General features: G+C 57.1%; 11 protein-coding genes and 1 pseudogene. 8 read left to right on the forward strand and 4 right to left on the reverse strand.

What is annotated here, in order from left to right; all coding sequences use genetic code 11:
* Position 1: 1 nt before the first annotated feature.
* Entirely contained in the window at positions 2 to 280 is a 279-nt protein-coding gene (locus tag BCA33_RS04880) for an acylphosphatase (RefSeq protein ID WP_071263850.1), read from the reverse strand.
* Between the two features lie 23 nt (positions 281 to 303).
* Positions 304 to 1068: an adenosylcobinamide-GDP ribazoletransferase gene (gene cobS / locus BCA33_RS04885; protein ID WP_071263852.1), complete on the reverse strand. Its 765-nt coding sequence runs from the start codon at positions 1066 to 1068 to the stop codon at positions 304 to 306.
* A 189-nt stretch (positions 1069 to 1257) separates the two neighbouring features.
* Between cobS and BCA33_RS04890 the strand changes: the two genes are divergently transcribed.
* Both BCA33_RS04890 and BCA33_RS04895 read left to right on the forward strand, forming a co-directional pair.
* Positions 1258 to 2766: a diguanylate cyclase gene (locus tag BCA33_RS04890; protein ID WP_071263854.1), complete on the forward strand. Its 1509-nt coding sequence runs from the start codon at positions 1258 to 1260 to the stop codon at positions 2764 to 2766.
* Between the two features lie 84 nt (positions 2767 to 2850).
* A complete protein-coding gene (locus BCA33_RS04895; protein ID WP_071263856.1) occupies positions 2851 to 3717 on the forward strand; it encodes an MBL fold metallo-hydrolase in 867 nt (288 codons plus the stop codon).
* 66 nt (positions 3718 to 3783) lie between these two features.
* Here BCA33_RS04895 and BCA33_RS04900 read toward each other — a convergent pair whose 3' ends face one another.
* Both BCA33_RS04900 and gdhA read right to left on the reverse strand, forming a co-directional pair.
* Positions 3784 to 6360 (reverse strand): PEP/pyruvate-binding domain-containing protein, encoded by a 2577-nt coding sequence (locus BCA33_RS04900; protein WP_071263858.1) that lies wholly within the window; start codon positions 6358 to 6360, stop codon positions 3784 to 3786.
* 17 nt (positions 6361 to 6377) lie between these two features.
* A complete protein-coding gene (gene gdhA / locus BCA33_RS04905) occupies positions 6378 to 7727 on the reverse strand; it encodes an NADP-specific glutamate dehydrogenase (RefSeq protein WP_071263860.1) in 1350 nt (449 codons plus the stop codon).
* A gap of 396 nt (positions 7728 to 8123) precedes the next feature.
* Between gdhA and BCA33_RS04910 the strand changes: the two genes are divergently transcribed.
* From BCA33_RS04910 to BCA33_RS04930, 6 genes and pseudogenes are all read left to right on the forward strand, one after another.
* A complete protein-coding gene (locus BCA33_RS04910) occupies positions 8124 to 9272 on the forward strand; it encodes an efflux RND transporter periplasmic adaptor subunit (protein ID WP_254774193.1) in 1149 nt (382 codons plus the stop codon).
* Positions 9269 to 12392: pseudogene (locus tag BCA33_RS04915) on the forward strand (efflux RND transporter permease subunit). Before BCA33_RS04910 ends, BCA33_RS04915 begins: the two are co-directional and overlap by 4 nt.
* Positions 12393 to 13073, forward strand: coding sequence for an ABC transporter ATP-binding protein (locus BCA33_RS04920; RefSeq protein WP_071263861.1), 681 nt, complete (start codon positions 12393 to 12395; stop codon positions 13071 to 13073).
* A complete protein-coding gene (locus BCA33_RS04925; protein ID WP_368087215.1) occupies positions 13070 to 14581 on the forward strand; it encodes a hypothetical protein in 1512 nt (503 codons plus the stop codon). Before BCA33_RS04920 ends, BCA33_RS04925 begins: the two co-directional genes overlap by 4 nt.
* Positions 14581 to 15321 carry an FtsX-like permease family protein gene (locus BCA33_RS22685; protein ID WP_368087216.1) on the forward strand — a complete coding sequence of 247 codons (741 nt, stop codon included), beginning with the start codon at positions 14581 to 14583 and terminating at the stop codon, positions 15319 to 15321. Before BCA33_RS04925 ends, BCA33_RS22685 begins: the two co-directional genes overlap by 1 nt.
* Positions 15318 to 16403, forward strand: a complete 1086-nt coding sequence (locus tag BCA33_RS04930) for a lipocalin-like domain-containing protein (protein ID WP_071263863.1) — start codon at positions 15318 to 15320, stop codon at positions 16401 to 16403. The genes BCA33_RS22685 and BCA33_RS04930 overlap by 4 nt, the downstream gene beginning before the upstream one ends.

A 16403-nucleotide genomic window follows, 5' to 3' on the forward strand; every position in this document is an offset into this window, starting at 1 on the left:
GTCAGCGTCGGATTCCGAAACTGGCAAACTCACCAGTCACGTCCTGTTTTTCGACCTCTACTGAGTTTACGGAAGCCGCTGGCGGGCCTTCTCGGCACCAGGATTCGAGCTTTTTGAGCTGGTTCTCGTTGCCTTCAGCAACAATCTCTACATTGCCATCAGCAAGGTTTCGGGTGTACCCCACAATGCCGAGTTCGTTTGCCTGAGCCTGCGCAGAGGCGCGGTAGTATACGCCCTGAACACGCCCCGAAATAATCAGTTTCCAGCGTTTAAAGGTCATGTTTTGCCTCACTTGTGTCGGACTTATATCCCCAATAAAAGCACTAACTCACAGAACACCACGCTGGCCCCGAGCGCGTCGCCAGTGTAGCCGCCTAGCTGCCGCTGCAGATACCCGCCCCACAGCAACACGATGGTAATGATTGCAGTAAGTGCGGCCAACCATAGACCTGGCAACCACAGGCTGAAAATGAGAGCGACCAAGGCGGTAAACAGGCAGCTAACCAGCAAACGCTTGCGTGAAAAACCTTCCGCTACCGGTTTGCTTTTGCTTTTATCCGGGTCGGTTACATAGGGCAGGAGGATCATCAGCAACAAGGGCGCCAACCTGCTTATCGCAGGCGTTACCAATAGCGCTAGCCAGATGCTTTGGGTATCCACCAGAAGCGCAGCCTTCAGGCCAAGAGCCATCACCAGTGCCACGGTGCCGTAGGTGCCAATGCGGCTGTCTTTCATGATTTCCAGGCGTTTCTCAACGGTATAGCCGCCGCCCAGGGCATCCACGCTGTCTGCAAGGCCGTCTTCATGGAAGGCACCGGTAATAAACAAGTGGAAGCACAGTACCAGCAGCACACAGATCAGCGGGCTCCACGCCAGGTTGAGCAGTGCGAACAATCCGGCGTACAGTGCTCCCAGTAACAGGCCTACCAGTGGAAAGTACATGCTGCACTGGTTCATGAGTTTCTGGGAGTAATCTATGCGCACTAGCATGGGAATTCGCGTGAGAAACCCAATGGCTAACCAGAAGGCCTGCCATTCATGTGATATTGGTTTTTTTTCGGGGGGCATGTGCTACTCGGTTCAGCAGAGGGTGTTCCCTCGGGCGGTGAACCGCCGGCGATTGGGAGAGTCAGAAAGGTACCATGGCTTTGAGTTTTTTTCCTGATCGAATGCTTCCGTTTAGAAATAGCCCTACATGACCCGGTGAACTACACTTTTTGAAATAACGCGGATTCGCGGTTAGCAGATGAGAGGCCCATGACAGGACAGTCTGATCAGCGACAGTGGCGCACCGATACTGACTCTTTGCTTCGGAAACTGGTTTCGGCTATTCCCGACATGCTTAGTACCTACTGGCTAAGCGCTGATGGGGAGTCTCACCGGTTTGTGTTTATCAGCGAGCATGTGCAAAGCGTTCTAGGCATTGCTCCGGAGGTACTTCGGGAAAACGCGGAAGCTATGTTTTCTGCAGTGCATCCGGAGGATGTACCTGGTTTGAAGGCCAGCGTTGCAGAGTCTGCTTTCGCTCTTAGCCCATGGCGTCGCCAGGTACGACTGAAAATGAAGGCCGGGCACTACGATTGGTTTGAGATCAACTCAATGCCCGAACGCCAGGCAGACGGAAGCACTGTCTGGTATGGCCAGTTCCACAGCATACAGCGCTACAAAGATCTCGAGCACACGCTCAGGGAGCGTGAGACTGAGTCTGCCTTTCAAGCTGATTTTCAGAGGCTGATTGCCAACCTGTCGACCAACTTTATCAATCTTGGCTTTGGCGCCATTGATCAGCGCATTACTGATTTGCTGCGCGCTATAGGTGGTTTTTTTGAGGTGGACCGCGCTTACTTGTATGAGTTCTCGCCGGACTATAATGTTATGGATAACACCCACGAATGGTGCTCTGCCGGCGTGCCAGCTCTCATCGACAGTCAGCGCAATGTGCCCACTGACGGCTTTGAGTGGTGGCAGTGCAAGGTCAATGAGATGCTTAGTGGCAACCGGGTTATTTTTGTTGAAGAGATTGAGCAGATACCTGCCGGCCCCGAGCGCACCATGCTGGAACAACAGGGTGTGTGTTCAATGTTCTGCGTGCCGGTGCGCGTCCGAGGCCTGGTTACCGGCTTTTTTGGTGTGGATTCCATGCGTAAACGCGCATGGCGCGAAGATCAGGCAGATCTTCTGATTATCGTATCTGGCCTGCTCTCCGGGGCGCTTGAGCGTAATCGACTTGAGAGTGAGCTCCTTAACCAATCCATTCGTGACCCCTTAACTGCCCTGCATAATCGTCGTTATCTGATGCCAAGGCTTCACGAAATGCTGAGCCGCTCCACCCGTTACGGGGAACACTTTGCACTGGCTATGTTCGATTTGGACCGGTTCAAGCGGATAAACGATTCCATCGGTCACCTTGGAGGGGATCTCTGCCTGCGCACGTTTGCCGAGATACTTCTGGAGCAGACCCGAGAAGCCGATGTGGTGGCGCGATTTGGTGGAGAGGAATTTGTGGTTGCGTTCAGCAATGTAAGCCCGGCGGATATTCGCCTCACGGTAAACCGTATTATTTGTGCAGTGCGCAATCATGATTTCGTTTTTGAAGATCAAGTTGTGCCGTTAACGGTCAGCGCGGGCGTTGCTGACATCGGCGAGCTGGATGTTGTTCCTGCCTCGCCTGACCCGCTTATCCGGCTGGCAGACGACAGGCTTTATGCCGCAAAGCAGGCCGGGCGGGATTGCCTGGTTGATGCATCAGGGGTGTCGCGCATATAAGAAAAGAGAATTTTATCTTATATTCCGTTTTAGTATATTTTTAGAATTAAATTTCAGTAGGCCGCCCCTGCGGAGGTGAATGTCGTGAGCAACCCGATCGTTAAACCTTTTTTTGATGAGCCCACCAATACGTTCAGTTATGTGGTTCGTGACCCTGTCAGTCAGGCCTGCGCTATTCTCGATTCGGTACTTGATTTTGACTACGCATCAGGTACTACCGGTGTGTGCTCTGCAGACGAGATAATCGAATATGTACGCTCCAATGATCTGCAGGTGGAGTGGATACTGGAAACTCACGTTCATGCGGATCACCTCTCCGCTGCGCCCTATCTCCACGAAAAACTCGGTGGTAAAACCGGAATTGGCACACACATACGAGATGTTCAGGAGATTTTTGGTAAGGCGTTCAATGCAGGTTCAGAGTTTGCCCGCGATGGCAGTCAGTTCGATCGTCTTTTCCGGGATGGCGATACCTTTGCCATTGGCGGCCTTGAATGTCACGTGATGCACACGCCAGGCCACACCCCAGCGTGCCTGACCTACGTAACGGGTGACGCGGCGTTTGTGGGCGACACCCTGTTCATGCCGGATTATGGAACTGCACGTTGTGATTTCCCGGGTGGTGATGCCCGTGTGCTTTACCAATCAATCCGCAAGGTGCTATCGCTACCTTCGCAAACCCGTATTTTCCTGTGTCACGACTACAAAGCCCCGGGCCGGGACGAGTACGTACACCAGACAAGTGTGGCGGAGCAGCGCGCGGCCAATATTCACGTGCACGATGGTATCGGCGAAGACGAATTTGTAAAGATGCGCACTGAGCGCGATGCAACGCTCGGCATGCCCCAGCTGATTCTGCCGTCGGTGCAGGTCAACATGCGGGCGGGAGAGCTGCCGCCCCCAGAGGCCAACGGCCAGGTTTACCTGAAAGTACCGGTGAACCTGTTCTGAGCCCCGTTAACACCGTTATCATGCAGTCGGGTTCGAGTTTCAGTGAGCGCTCTTTACACGCCGGTATCAATCCGGAAAATAGCAGGCCAGATTTTGGCTGACCACGTCACCCGTCAGTTGTAGCGGTGTTGCGCGAAGGTCAAAGCTTTGTACGGCCGCTTCAGGAGAGATGTCCTGTATGGGAGCGCTTGTGCCGTGTAGCCGTTCTGGCTGGTAAACGCAGTGCCGACCCTTGGGGAACAGTGCCACGTAAGCGATACCTGTTTCTACCAGGTCCTGAAAAAAATGCGAGCCGTAAGAAAGATCCGGCACCATGTCACCTTCCATTTCCGCCACTTCAACCAGCACGGCAACCCCGGCGATGTCAGCAAAACGAACTGGCACGCCCAACTCCGGGCTGCTGGTTCCCCAGCGCCCGGGGCCAATCAGCATGGTTTTTCCGGTATCCATGCGCACCTGCTCGCCCACAAGCCGGGCAACCTCGTACCGCTGGCTCACCGTTAACCGGCTGTAAACCCCCGCATCCACTCGGATAACACGCTGAATGCCAAGGTTTATATTGCCGCCCATGAAGTGACCGCGTGTCCGGAACAAAAGTTGTTGTTCGGGTATGTCTGCGGGTATTTCTACCGCCATGGTTTCACCGATGGTCGCCAGCGGCCGGCATTGCACCAGGTTAAAAGCCGGTTCACCCGCATGGTTCAGGTGCAAGGTAAATTCCACATCCACCGGGTGGCTATAGCCTGCTTCGAGGGTTTTCAGCAAGCTGGAGAGGCGGGCAACGAAATGGCCACTGTGCACCAGGGGCTTGAACGTTAGCCGCCATACCGGTGTTGGCAGGTTCAGTTCTCTAGCCCGCCGGCTGGCGGGTTGGTCTACTTCACCAAGGTGGTTGAGCGGCAGGTCCGCAATCTCTTGTGTGAGTTGGCTTAATGGGCGAGTGGTTAGCTTTCCTTCCCTCAGGTCCAGAACATCCAAAAGGTGCTGGGAGAACCTGTAGCTTTCATCCTGATTACGGAAGGGCTGCCGGCGCGGGTAGTCCAGGGCCATCACGCAGGCGTGGTCGCCTTCAATTCGATCAACGGCACGGGTGCCCAGCCCCATGACCAGGCGAACCATGCCGGCGGCGGGGTTCATGTCGGTATCCCAGGCAAAGGTATTGCGGGAAACGCCAACGCCGGCGGCATCCGGCAAGTAGTAGCGCCCGTGGAAGCGGCCATTGACCCGCTGGATCAGCAGAGCCATGGGTTCTTCTTTCTGGTCCAGACCGCGCTGTTTTCGGTAAACCAGGGCATCGTTACTCATGGTAGAGGCATAGACCTGGCGAATAGCGTCCTCAAGCTCCGCAAGGCGCTGCTCTGGTGCCCCCTGGTTTACCAGAAAAACGCTGTCGTACTTACCAGCGAACGCATTGCCGAACCCATCTTCCTGGAGACTGCTTGAGCGCACCAGAATTGGATATTGACCATAATGATCCAGCAGCCGCTCCAGCTCGGAACGGATTTCTGGTGGGAACCTACCTGCCAGCAAGTTCCTGCGCAGTTCAGCAGCTTCATTGAAGTAGCCGTCGGCAGAGCGCTGGCGCATGATCGCCGGCCAAAGACCGTTGTGAACGAGAAAGGCGTAATAGGCATCAGAGCCAAGATAGCTGGAGTCGTGAGGCTCTAGTGCCTCCTGCCATATGTCGGACTGATTGGTGAGCAGGATACTGCGCGCTATCAGCATGCCGGCGGCTTTACCGCCAATGTAACCGCTACCGATCATTCTGGCGCGAATGGCAAGCAGATCCTCAAGGCCAAGATAGTTTCTGGCCAAATCCAACATGCGTGGATCCCGACTGATCAGAACGTTCAGTACGCGATCCTGAATATCTGAAATTTGCTCTTGATCACCACTTTCAAGGGCGTCTGCAACCTGAATAAACAACCGGTCCCAGTAGTCCAGTAGCGGTTGGCGATGCAGCTGAGCCTGTTCCAGGCCAGCCTGGAGCCGGGTTGCATCACTACTGTCGTCTACCGGGAAAAACCGGCCATTGCGCTCCCGGTGCGGGAGAAACATGGTAGGGGACTGCCGGCGCCAGGCCTTGATCGGCTGGATCTGAACATCTTCTCCCAGGCGGTGAACATCCACCATCACTTGGGTTGTTTGCCGGATGCGGTCCAGCGTAGTGCGGGAGTGCCTATCGGGGTAGAGGGCAAACCAGGCGACAGTATCCAGTTCAAACAGGAAGGGGCAAACCACCTGGAAAAAATTGCCGACCATGACATCGGTGGCCCAGGCATTGAGTAAATCGCTCAAGCAATCACACACGTAGAATGCGCCGCGGCCATGCTCTTCAATCAGGCGCCAAACTCTGCCGGTGAAGGCTTCAAAACCTCCCAGAGCATCGACGTTTTCGATATGAATGTTGGCTTTCGCGGTTACCAGCGGGGGGTGCTGGCCAAAACGGAGGTAAATAATACGGCGCCCAGCAGACGCCGCAGACTCAATAAACGGTGTAACGAATCGGCGGTAATCGTCCAGGTCGCTAACTCTCCAGACGACGTTATCACCGATTCTCAGGCCATCAAGAACATCGTCCAGCCCCGGGAGGCCGGTGGAAACCCGGTTGTTGTCCTGTGAGTTTCCGCCGTTCCCGGTCATGAGCTACTGCTCCGCGGTCAGATAACGCCCATAGACTGCATGGCGCGGGCTACCTTGATGAAGCCGGTAACGTTGGCGCCCAGTACATAGTTGCCTTCGGCGCCGAACTCAGCGGCTGTTTCATAACAGTTCTTGTGGATCTGGATCATGATGTCCTCAAGGCGCTTTTGAGTGTAGTCGAAAGTCCAGGAATCACGGCTGGCATTTTGCTGCATTTCAAGAGCAGAGGTTGCCACGCCACCGGCGTTGGCAGCCTTGCCTGGGCCATACATTACCTTGGCATCCTGGAAGATGGCGATACCTTCTGGAGTTGTGGGCATGTTGGCGCCTTCAGCAACGGAGATACAGCCGTTCTCAACCAGGGTCTTGGCGTCGTTGGCGTTCAGTTCATTCTGGGTAGCACATGGCAGTGCAATATCACATGGAATGGACCAGATGCTCCCGCCTTCGACGTATTTTGCATCTTTGTGGAACTCTGTGTAAGCGCTGATACGACGGCGCTCAACTTCCTTGATGCGCTTGATCGCGGCCAGATCGATGCCCTTTTCGTCCACGATAAATCCGCTGGAGTCGGAGCAGGCAATAACCGTGGCGCCCAGCTCATGGGCCTTGGCAATGGCATAGATGGCTACGTTACCTGAGCCGGAAACGACAATCTTTTTGCCTTCAATCGAGTCGCCACGAGCTTTCAGCATTTCATTGGTAAAGAACACGGTGCCGTAGCCGGTTGCCTCGGTGCGTGCACGGCTACCACCCCAGTCGAGGCCTTTGCCGGTAAGCACGCCGGATTCGTAGCGGTTGGTGATGCGCTTGTACTGGCCGAACAGGTAGCCGATTTCGCGGCCGCCTACGCCAATGTCGCCGGCTGGAACGTCTGTGTATTCACCGATGTGGCGATACAGTTCGGTCATCAGGCTCTGGCAAAAACGCATGATTTCGTCGTCTGAGCGGCCTTTGGGATCAAAGTCGCTGCCACCTTTACCGCCACCGATGGGCAGGCCGGTCAGGGCGTTCTTGAAAATCTGCTCGAAGCCCAGGAATTTGATGATGCCCAGATATACAGACGGGTGGAAACGCATGCCGCCTTTATAGGGCCCCAGGGCGCTGTTGAATTCCACACGGAAGGCACGGTTGATATGGATTTCGCCGCTATCGTCCTGCCAGGGCACCCGGAAAATAATCTGGCGCTCGGGCTCACAAATTCGTTGAATGATTTTCTTTTCGGCGAATTCTGGATACTTCACCAGAACGGGCCCAAGCGTTTCAAGAACTTCGTGCACAGCCTGGTGGAACTCGTTTTCACCCGGGTTGCGGTGCAGAACATCTTCGTAAATCAGTTCCAGTTTTTCATCAAGTCGGGCTGTCATAGCGTGTTCCTTGTTTCGGTTCTTGCTTATTGCAGGAAAGTGAAAATAATGGGTGATAAAAATGGGGCGGTGATTTGACCATATTTTGCGCGGTTTGGCAAGAGAGCCCTACACCAAGGGCGGCAACGACTAAGCGGAATTGATGGCAGTTGCGTTGAGCAAACTGGCATGATCTTCTGCGAACAAACGTATAGTACTCCAGACAGAATTTCTGAATAGTACGTCTGAGACGTCTTTCAGGGACACCTTGATAATAGCACCCGTCTTGTGACGGAGCTTTACTTACCTTAGCCGGCCCACGCACGCTATGACCAAACGACTCCTACCCATAATTATTCTGGCAGCTGGTGTTCTGGGCTTCCTTTTTCTGAAAATGACCCGCCTGAGCCTGCGCAAGTGAATGCTACAGAGCGCAGCTGGCGGGTGCAGGTTCAGGTCGTTGAGCCGGGAGCTCATACGCCGGTACTGCCGCTTTACGGCGAAGTGGTTGCGCCGGAGCAGGTTTCTGTAGTTGGCACTCTGGCTGGGCGAATCGGGGAGCGGCCCGTGGCTGAGGGGCAGCGGGTGAGCGCTGGTGATCTACTGGTAGCGCTGGACCCTCAAGATATTGAGCCGGTATTGGCTCAGGGAAAGGCTCAGGTGGCCGATCTGGAGGCGCAGATTCGCTCGGAGCAGGTGCGCTATCGCAATGATCAGGCCGCTCTGAAAAGCGAGCAGGCCATTCTGGCCAATGCCCGCCGGCAGCTGGAGCGCACCCGCTCGCTGGTGGACCGCAACCTTGCTTCCCGTGAGAACCTGGAAAGCGTAACCGACGGCGCGGCCAGAGCCGAGCTAACCTCAAGCATCCGGCGGCGCGCCATTGACGAACACCCTGCGCGGCTGCAAAGCCTGGAGGCCAGGCTGGCCCAAGCCGAGGCAACGCTTGCGACAACGCAGCGGGATGCCGAACGCTCCCGGGTTGTTGCCCCGTTTGACGGTGTTGTAACAGATGTTCAGGTGGCCGTGGGCGATCAGGTATCAAGAAACCAGAAGCTGCTCTCGGTATACGCCATAAAGGGTCTGGAACTCCGGGCCAGGGTGCCCGACAGGTATCGGTCCGAGCTTCTCGGAGCGTTGGCTCAAGGCAAGAACCTCTATGCCTACAGCGATAAGCAAGAGATTCGTTTTCGGTTTGAGCGCTTTGCCGGCACTAGCGACCCCGCAGGAGCCGAAGCGATCCTTGCGTTGGCCGGAGACGCAGCTGGCTTGCGCCCGGGTGCTCTGTTGCCGGTCAGCCTAGAACGACCAGAGCGCAGCGAAACGGTGGCCATTCCATTCAGTGCCTTGTACGGCGCAGATAGCGTGTACCTGATTGCAGACGACGGCCGCATGCGGCGCGTTACCGTTGAGCGGATTGGTGAAGCCCGCTCTACCAACGACGAACGGCGTCTTTTGATTGCGGGCAAGGCGCTGACGCCTGGTGCGCGTTTGATCGTGACCCATTTGCCCAACGCCCTCACTGGCTTGAAAGTGGACGTAGCCGGCGATGAGAGCCCGGCACAATGAGGCGTAAAAAAGGCGTCATCGGTTTTTTTGTACATCATAAGGTTGCGGGCAACCTGGTGATGCTGGTGATGTTGCTTGCCGGTGCGCTGGCCCTTACTCGTATGAACGTTCAGTTTTTCCCAACCTTTGCGCTTGACGTGGTCAGCGTGCGAGTGATCTGGAGTGGCGCCTCGGCAGAAGATGTGGAGCAGGGTATTACCAACCCGCTGGAGCAGCGCCTGCGCAGCGTAGACGGCCTCAAGAAGATGACCTCCACCTCGGCCCAAAGCGTTGCTTCTATCACCCTGGAATTTCAGGAAGGCACCAACGCGATCACTGCACTGGATGATGTGCGCCAGCAAGTGGATGAGTTTAACAACCTGCCGACAGACGCTGAGAAGCCCCGGGTCGCCCGCATCGAGCGCTATGAGCCGGTTGCCCGAATGTTGGTCTTCGGGGACGTTGATCGCAACGAGTTGCGCGCTTTGGCCTACCGTTATGAAGACGAGCTCCTGCAGCAGGGCATCGACCGGGTGTCGTTCAGAGGCTTGCCCGAACAGCAGATCAGCATCGATGTTCCGGTGGAAACGCTGGAGGCGCTGGGGCTGACGCTCGGACAAATTGCCGAACGGGTTGCATCAGTATCACGGGATTTGCCCGCCGGAATCATGGCACAGCAGGATGCGGCCCGGGAATTGCGATCAGTAGAGCAGCGGCGCAGCCCGCAGGCGTTCGAGTCGGTGCCCGTGCTGAGTGGTGAGCGCACCCATTTGCGGCTTGGCGATATCGCCACGGTTCGCCAGGAGGATCGGGACAGCCAGGTTTCTCTCACCCGCAACGGCTTTCCAGCCATAGAGCTGCAGCTTCAGCGTTCGGAAAACGGTAACTCCCTGGCAGCGGCAAAGGTACTGCAGCAATGGCTCGACGAGACCCGGGCTACGCTGCCGCCTTCAGTACAGTTGGAGGTTTACGATGAGACCTGGCAACTGCTGAACGACCGTATTTCTCTTTTGACCAGCAATGGCCTCAGCGGCCTGCTTCTGGTGGTGGGCCTGCTGTACCTGTTTCTGCCCGGGCGCGTGGCATTCTGGGTGGCTGTGGGAATACCAACGGCCTTTTTGGCGGCCCTCGGCGTGCTTTGGCTGATTGGAGGGTCCATTAATATGATCTCCCTGTTTGCGCTGATCATGGCGCTGGGGGTTATTGTGGATGATGCCATTGTGGTGGGGGAAGATGCAGATGCCCACGCCCGCATGGGTGAGGCCTCCATTTATGCCTCGGAAGGCGCGGCCAAGCGCATGGTGTGGCCGGTACTGGCTTCGTCGCTGACCACTGTTGCGGCCTTTATGCCACTGTTGGTTGTGGGTGGCGTAATCGGCAATATTCTCGGCGATATACCGGTGGTTATGATCTGTGTGCTTATCGCCTCGCTGTTGGAGTGCTTTATTGTGCTGCCGGCCCATTTGCGGCATGCCTTCAGCCCCCGGCACACAGGTAAAGGTGCGTCAGAACCGGCGAAACCCAGCCGTAATCCTGTTGCACGCTTTCGTGCGGGTTTTGAGCGCCGGTTTGATCGCTTCCGCGAAGGCTCTTTTCGCCGGTTTTCCCAACGCAGTTTGGAGCACCGGGGTATTACCATGGCCTGTGTTCTGGCCTTGGCATTGGTTACCGTAGGGCTGCTTGCCGGCGGCCGCCTCGGGTTCAACTTTTTCCCGACGCCGGAACCCTCGGTGCTCTATGCCAATGCCAGCTTTGTTGCGGGCACAGACAGTAAGACCGTTGACCGATTTATGGTCGATATGCAGAAGGCATTGAATGACACGGAATCGGCACTGGGTGGCAACTTGATTCTGCACGCGGTTACCACGGAGGGCGCCACGTTGGGCGGGGGCGGCAGTTCCCGAACCGGCGATGAGCTGGGCTCTATAATGATTGAGCTGACGCCCTCGGATAAGCGCCAGGTGCGCAATCCGGAATTTATTACCGAATGGCGCAGCCGTCTGACCCTGCCTGCCGGGCTGGATAACCTGGCCATTTCCGAGCGCCAGGCCGGGCCTCCTGGCCGTGATGTGAATGTGCGACTGACCGGTGATAACTCGGAAAGCCTGAAGTTTGCTGCAGAAGAACTTGCACAGGCGTTATCGACACTGCCGGTGTGCTGGATGTGGAAGATGACATGCCTGGGGCCGGGAACAGCTGATTTATCAGGCCAGTGCTTATGGCGAGGCGCTGGGCCTAACCACCACCGATTTGGGCAGCCAGTTGCGGGCCGCGTTCGATGGACGGGTCGCCCAGATTTATCAGGACGGGCGCGATGAGATGGAAGTGCGGGTGCAACTGCCCCGGGATCAGCGTGAGCGGTTGTCTACGTTGTCTCGGGTAACCGTACGTATTCCCGATGGCCGTTTTGTACCCCTGGGGCAGGTTATGAACCTGGATCATCGCCAGGGTTTTGAGGCTCTGCGCCATGCTGACGGCAAGCTGGCTGTGGAAGTGACTTCCGCCCTGAACACCCGTGTAAGTACCACCGACCAGATTATCGAGAGCCTGCAGGGGGGTGCTTTGCCAGATATTGCCAGCCGCTACAACGTGCGCTACAGCTTTGAAGGCCGCTCGGCGGATCAGCGGGAAACCATTGCGGATATGAAAACCGGCCTGGTGGTTGGTATCGCCTTGATGTACGTGATTCTGGTTTGGGTGTTCGCCTCCTGGAGTTTGCCGCTGATCGTGATGGCGATTATCCCGTTTGCCTTGGTGGGTGCCCTGCTGGGCCACTGGGTGATGGGGCTGCAGCTCACGGTTTTATCGCTGTTCGGGTTGTTTGGTCTGGCCGGCATTGTGGTGAACAACGCGATCATTTTGGTGTCCTTCTACAATCAACAGCGTGAGAAGGGGCTGGGCATTAATGAGGCGCTGAACGAAGCGGCCGTGCAGCGAGTACGGGCCGTGTTGCTGACTTCGCTGACCACCATTGGCGGGTTGTTGCCTCTGCTGTTTGAAACCTCCCTGCAAGCGCAGTTCCTGATTCCTATGGCCACCTCCATCGCCTTCGGCCTGGGGCTTTCAACCTTTCTGGTGCTGCTAATTATTCCTGCCCTGCTATCTTGGCTGGAGCAGTTTCGGGAATGGCGGGGTACATAAATGACTGAATCTCTGCTGGCTGTTCGCGGGTTGACCAAGCATTTCGTCAGCGGTAACGAAACCGTCCCGGTTATCGACAAATTATCGTTCACGCTGGGGCAGGGCCAGTCGCTGGCGCTGACTGGCCGCTCCGGCTCTGGCAAAAGCACTGTGCTGAATTTGCTGTGTGGCCTGGAGCTGCCAAATGCCGGCACCATCGTAATGCATGGTCAGGTTTTTGAGGCTGGCGGTGCAGCGACCCGGCAAAAGGCAGCGGCTTGGGCCACGTTGCGCCGGCAGCATATTGGCGTGGTGTTCCAGGAAGCCAATCTGATGCCTGCCTTGTCGTTACTGGAGAACGTGCGATTTCGTGCCCAGCTTGCCGGCCGTGATGCTGCAAACAGTGAAGACTGGCTGACCCGCCTGGGTATCGGCGAATTGGCCCGGCGTTACCCGGACCAGGTATCCGGTGGCCAGCGCCAACGTGCCGCGTTGGCCATGGTGTTTGCCATGGAGCCTGCGCTGATTCTGGCGGACGAGCCAACGGGAAGCCTTGATCGCCATACCGCTGATGAGGTCATCCAAGCATTGTTTGAGCTTCAGGCCCGTTACGGTTGCAGCCTGATCCTGGCTACTCACGATGCCGAACTTGCCGCCGGTTGCCAACAGCACCTGGATCTCGGCCACCTGAGCGCCTTATGAGAGCTCTGCTCAGCCATTATCGTCGTCATCCGCTGCAGTTGGTGGCTCTGGCTGTGATGATTGTTCTTGCCACCATGCTGTGGACGGGTGTGAATCATCTTACCAGCCAGGCCAGAGCTAGCCTGGGTCAGAGCGAACGGGCGGTGACAGAGCGCCAGCAGGTGGTTCGGAGCGATGGCCAGACCTTGGTGATCGAAGACTTTGTGGCACTTCGGCTTGCCGGTGTGTGCGTTATGCCTTGGCTTGAGGCTACTCCTGAAACCGGAAGTCGCCTTGTGGGGATTGATCCACTGGCCGCCCATTGCTTCGGTGCCGGAACCGGCGCATCTCAGGTGCTGGATCAGCCTCTGGATGGCAAACCTTTTGTGGATATGCACGCCGCAGCCGGCATCAGTGCTCGCGAGAGTCGTTTGTATTTGCTGGCACCAGAAACTACCCAGGCCACTGACCTGCCGGGTGGTTACCATCTGAAAACCTTTTCAACCAGCCCAGACACCGGCGAACTCGGAGACAGCTTTCTGCTCAACCTGGAGGCTCTGGGCGTGTTGGTGCTGCTGATCACCGCTTTGTTGTTGCGCAGCGTATACCTGTTGGGGCTGGCACAGCGCCGGGACAGCTTTGCCCTGCTGCACCGGTTTGGTGTGTCGCCGGGGCAGGTTCAACGTTGGCTGGTGCTGGAGATTCTTGTGCTGGCGCTGGTGTGTGTTGTGCCCGGGGTCTGGCTGGGCCGATGGCTGGCGGCAGGATTAGGGGGCGGGTTCGGGAAGGCGCTGGATGGGCTGTTCGATATACCCCTGTATGCCGGGCAGGGGCAGGGCTGGATAACGCCAGTGCTGGTCATGCTGGGTGTGGTGGTGATTGCTTGCCTGGGGGATCTGATTTTGCTCAGGTTCCGCGACCGCCTTTCCTTACCAATGCCTGTTCGGGCCGGGCTGGCGATGGCTTTGCTGGTAGCCGGGCTGGTGATGGCTTGGCTGGCGCCCTCGTTACCCTGGGTGTTTGTTGCGGTTGCCTTGGTTTTCGCCGGTGCTGGCTGGCTGACACCGGCTACTGTTGCTTACCTGGCGCGCTGGCGCGCAAATCGCTCGAGTGCTTCGCTTGCCCTGTGGCGCCACAGGGAACTCGCGGTGCTGGTTCGCCGCCTGACATTACCGCTGGTTGCCCTGCAGTTTGCATTGGCCATGGTGCTGGCGGTGCAGGCTTTGGTCACCACCTTTGAGGGCACGTTTGATCGTTGGCTGGCGCAGCGGCTCGAGGCCGCCTATTACATTGAAGTACCGGCCGGTGCCGACAGCAAAAAGGCAGCTGAGTGGTTGACAAACCAGCAAGAGAAGGTTCCAGGTTTGCGCTGGCACAGAGTAATTCGGGGCCGGGCTGAGCTTGCAGAGGCAGGCAGCCAGCAAGTGGATGTATTTGCGGTCGCCCCCGTTGGCTCTCTGGTACGCGCATGGGCGTTGTTGGAATCGGCAGATCAGCCTTGGGTAGCTTTGTCTTCCGGTGCGGGATGATGATTAACGAGCAGCTGGCGCGCCGGCAGAATCTTGGGGTTGGCGATAACGTGCAGTTAATTCTCGGCGACCAGCTAACGGCCCTGCCGGTGCTGGGCGTATACCCTGATTACGGCCGGCCTGTGGGGGAGGTCTTGTTAAACGCCAAAACCCTGCCCGATACCTTCAGCGTCCGTTTCGAGAGCTTTTCTGTTACGCCTGGGGAGCCCGGAATCGTGCACATTACCGACGCGCTTGAGAAAATATGGGGCGTGGAAGCGCTTTCTCTGAGAGACAACGGCACCATTCGGGCATTGGCAACCGGTGTGTTTGACCAAACATTTGCGCTCACCCGCGCGATAACCCTGCTCACTCTGATCCTGGCGGCCTCTGCATTGTTGATGATGGGTTGGGTGTTTTTCTCCACGCGTACCTGGTACTTCCAGTTGCTGATGGTCTGGGGTTTGCCACACCGGGTTGTCGCCGGTCAATTGCTAAGGCTGGCGCTATTACTGACTGGCGGTATTGCCGTGTTGGCTTTGCCACTGGGTATCTGGCTAACCTGGGTGTTGGTGCACCGGATCAATCCTCTGGCGTTTGGCTGGTCGCTGCCTATGGCCGTGTATCCGCTATTCTGGCTGGAGCTGGCTGTTCTCAGCCTGGCCGTTGGTCTGAGTATTGCGGCGTTGATGCGCCGGCAGCTGCGCAGGCCCGCAGTTGCACCCGTCTCCGCCAGCGCTCTGGCGGGAGGTGAGCGATGATCCGATACGTTGGTTTTGTGCTGCTTTTGTCGGCGTTTGCAGGCTGCTCCGGCGATGCCGGGGATGAAGGCTTTGCCGGGTTGGCCGGGCTTGAGCAAAGCGCGACCGCCGATATGCCCTATTCGCAGCCAGGCCCCGGGGATCGGCTGAGCTTTCCTGCCGATTTCGGGCCACACCCGCAGCACCGCATTGAGTGGTGGTATCTCACCGCAAATCTTGAAACTGAGGCCGGCGAGCCGCTAGGGTTGCAATGGACGCAGTTCCGACAGGCCCTGCAGCCCAGAACGGCCGACGCGCCTGCGCCAGCTTCTAACAACTGGCCGCTGCAAGCTGCCTGGATGGCCCATGGCGCAGTAAGCTGGAAGGGCCAGCATTATTTTGCGGAAAAACTTGCCCGTGGCGACATGGGTAATGCAGGTGCAACCGCTGTTCCATTTCAGGTGTGGCTGGATAACTGGCGGCTGGTAGGCAACACGGACAACAACCGCTGGCAACTGCAAGCTGCGGGCAAGGGCTGGAGTTACGACCTGGATCTGCACATTCAGGGCACTCCTGTGGCCCATGGAGAGGGAGGGTTCAGCGCAAAATCCGCCAGCGGCGAAGGTTCGATGTATTTCAGCCTGGTGGACATTGCCATTACCGGAGAAGTCACACTGGAAGGTGAAGTGCTGGAGGTGAAAGGTAAGGGCTGGTTTGACCGGGAATGGAGCAGCCAGCTGCTGAAAACCGGTCAGCAGGGCTGGGACTGGTTTGCGTTGCATCTGGATAGTGGCGACAAGCTGATGGCGTTCCGTTTGCGTGATAAAAACGGGAGCTTCCGCTCCGGTACCTGGCTTCCCGCAGGGGGTGATCCTGTGCCATTAAGTTCTGAAGAACTGAGTTTGGTGGTGCTGGATCGACGCAAGGGCGTGCCTGTGCGCTGGCGGTTGAGCGTTCCGGCTTACCAGGTAGATCTGGAGCTGAGCGCACCATCCGGTGACTATCTAAACGCCGGCCTCTATCCCTATTGGGAAAGCCCGGTGAGGGTGTCTGGTAGCCATGAGGGTGAAGGTTATATGGAGCTGACCGGGTATGACGACTGA

It is taken from the genome of Marinobacter sp. AC-23, assembly GCF_001858325.1.
GTDB lineage: Bacteria > Pseudomonadota > Gammaproteobacteria > Pseudomonadales > Oleiphilaceae > Marinobacter.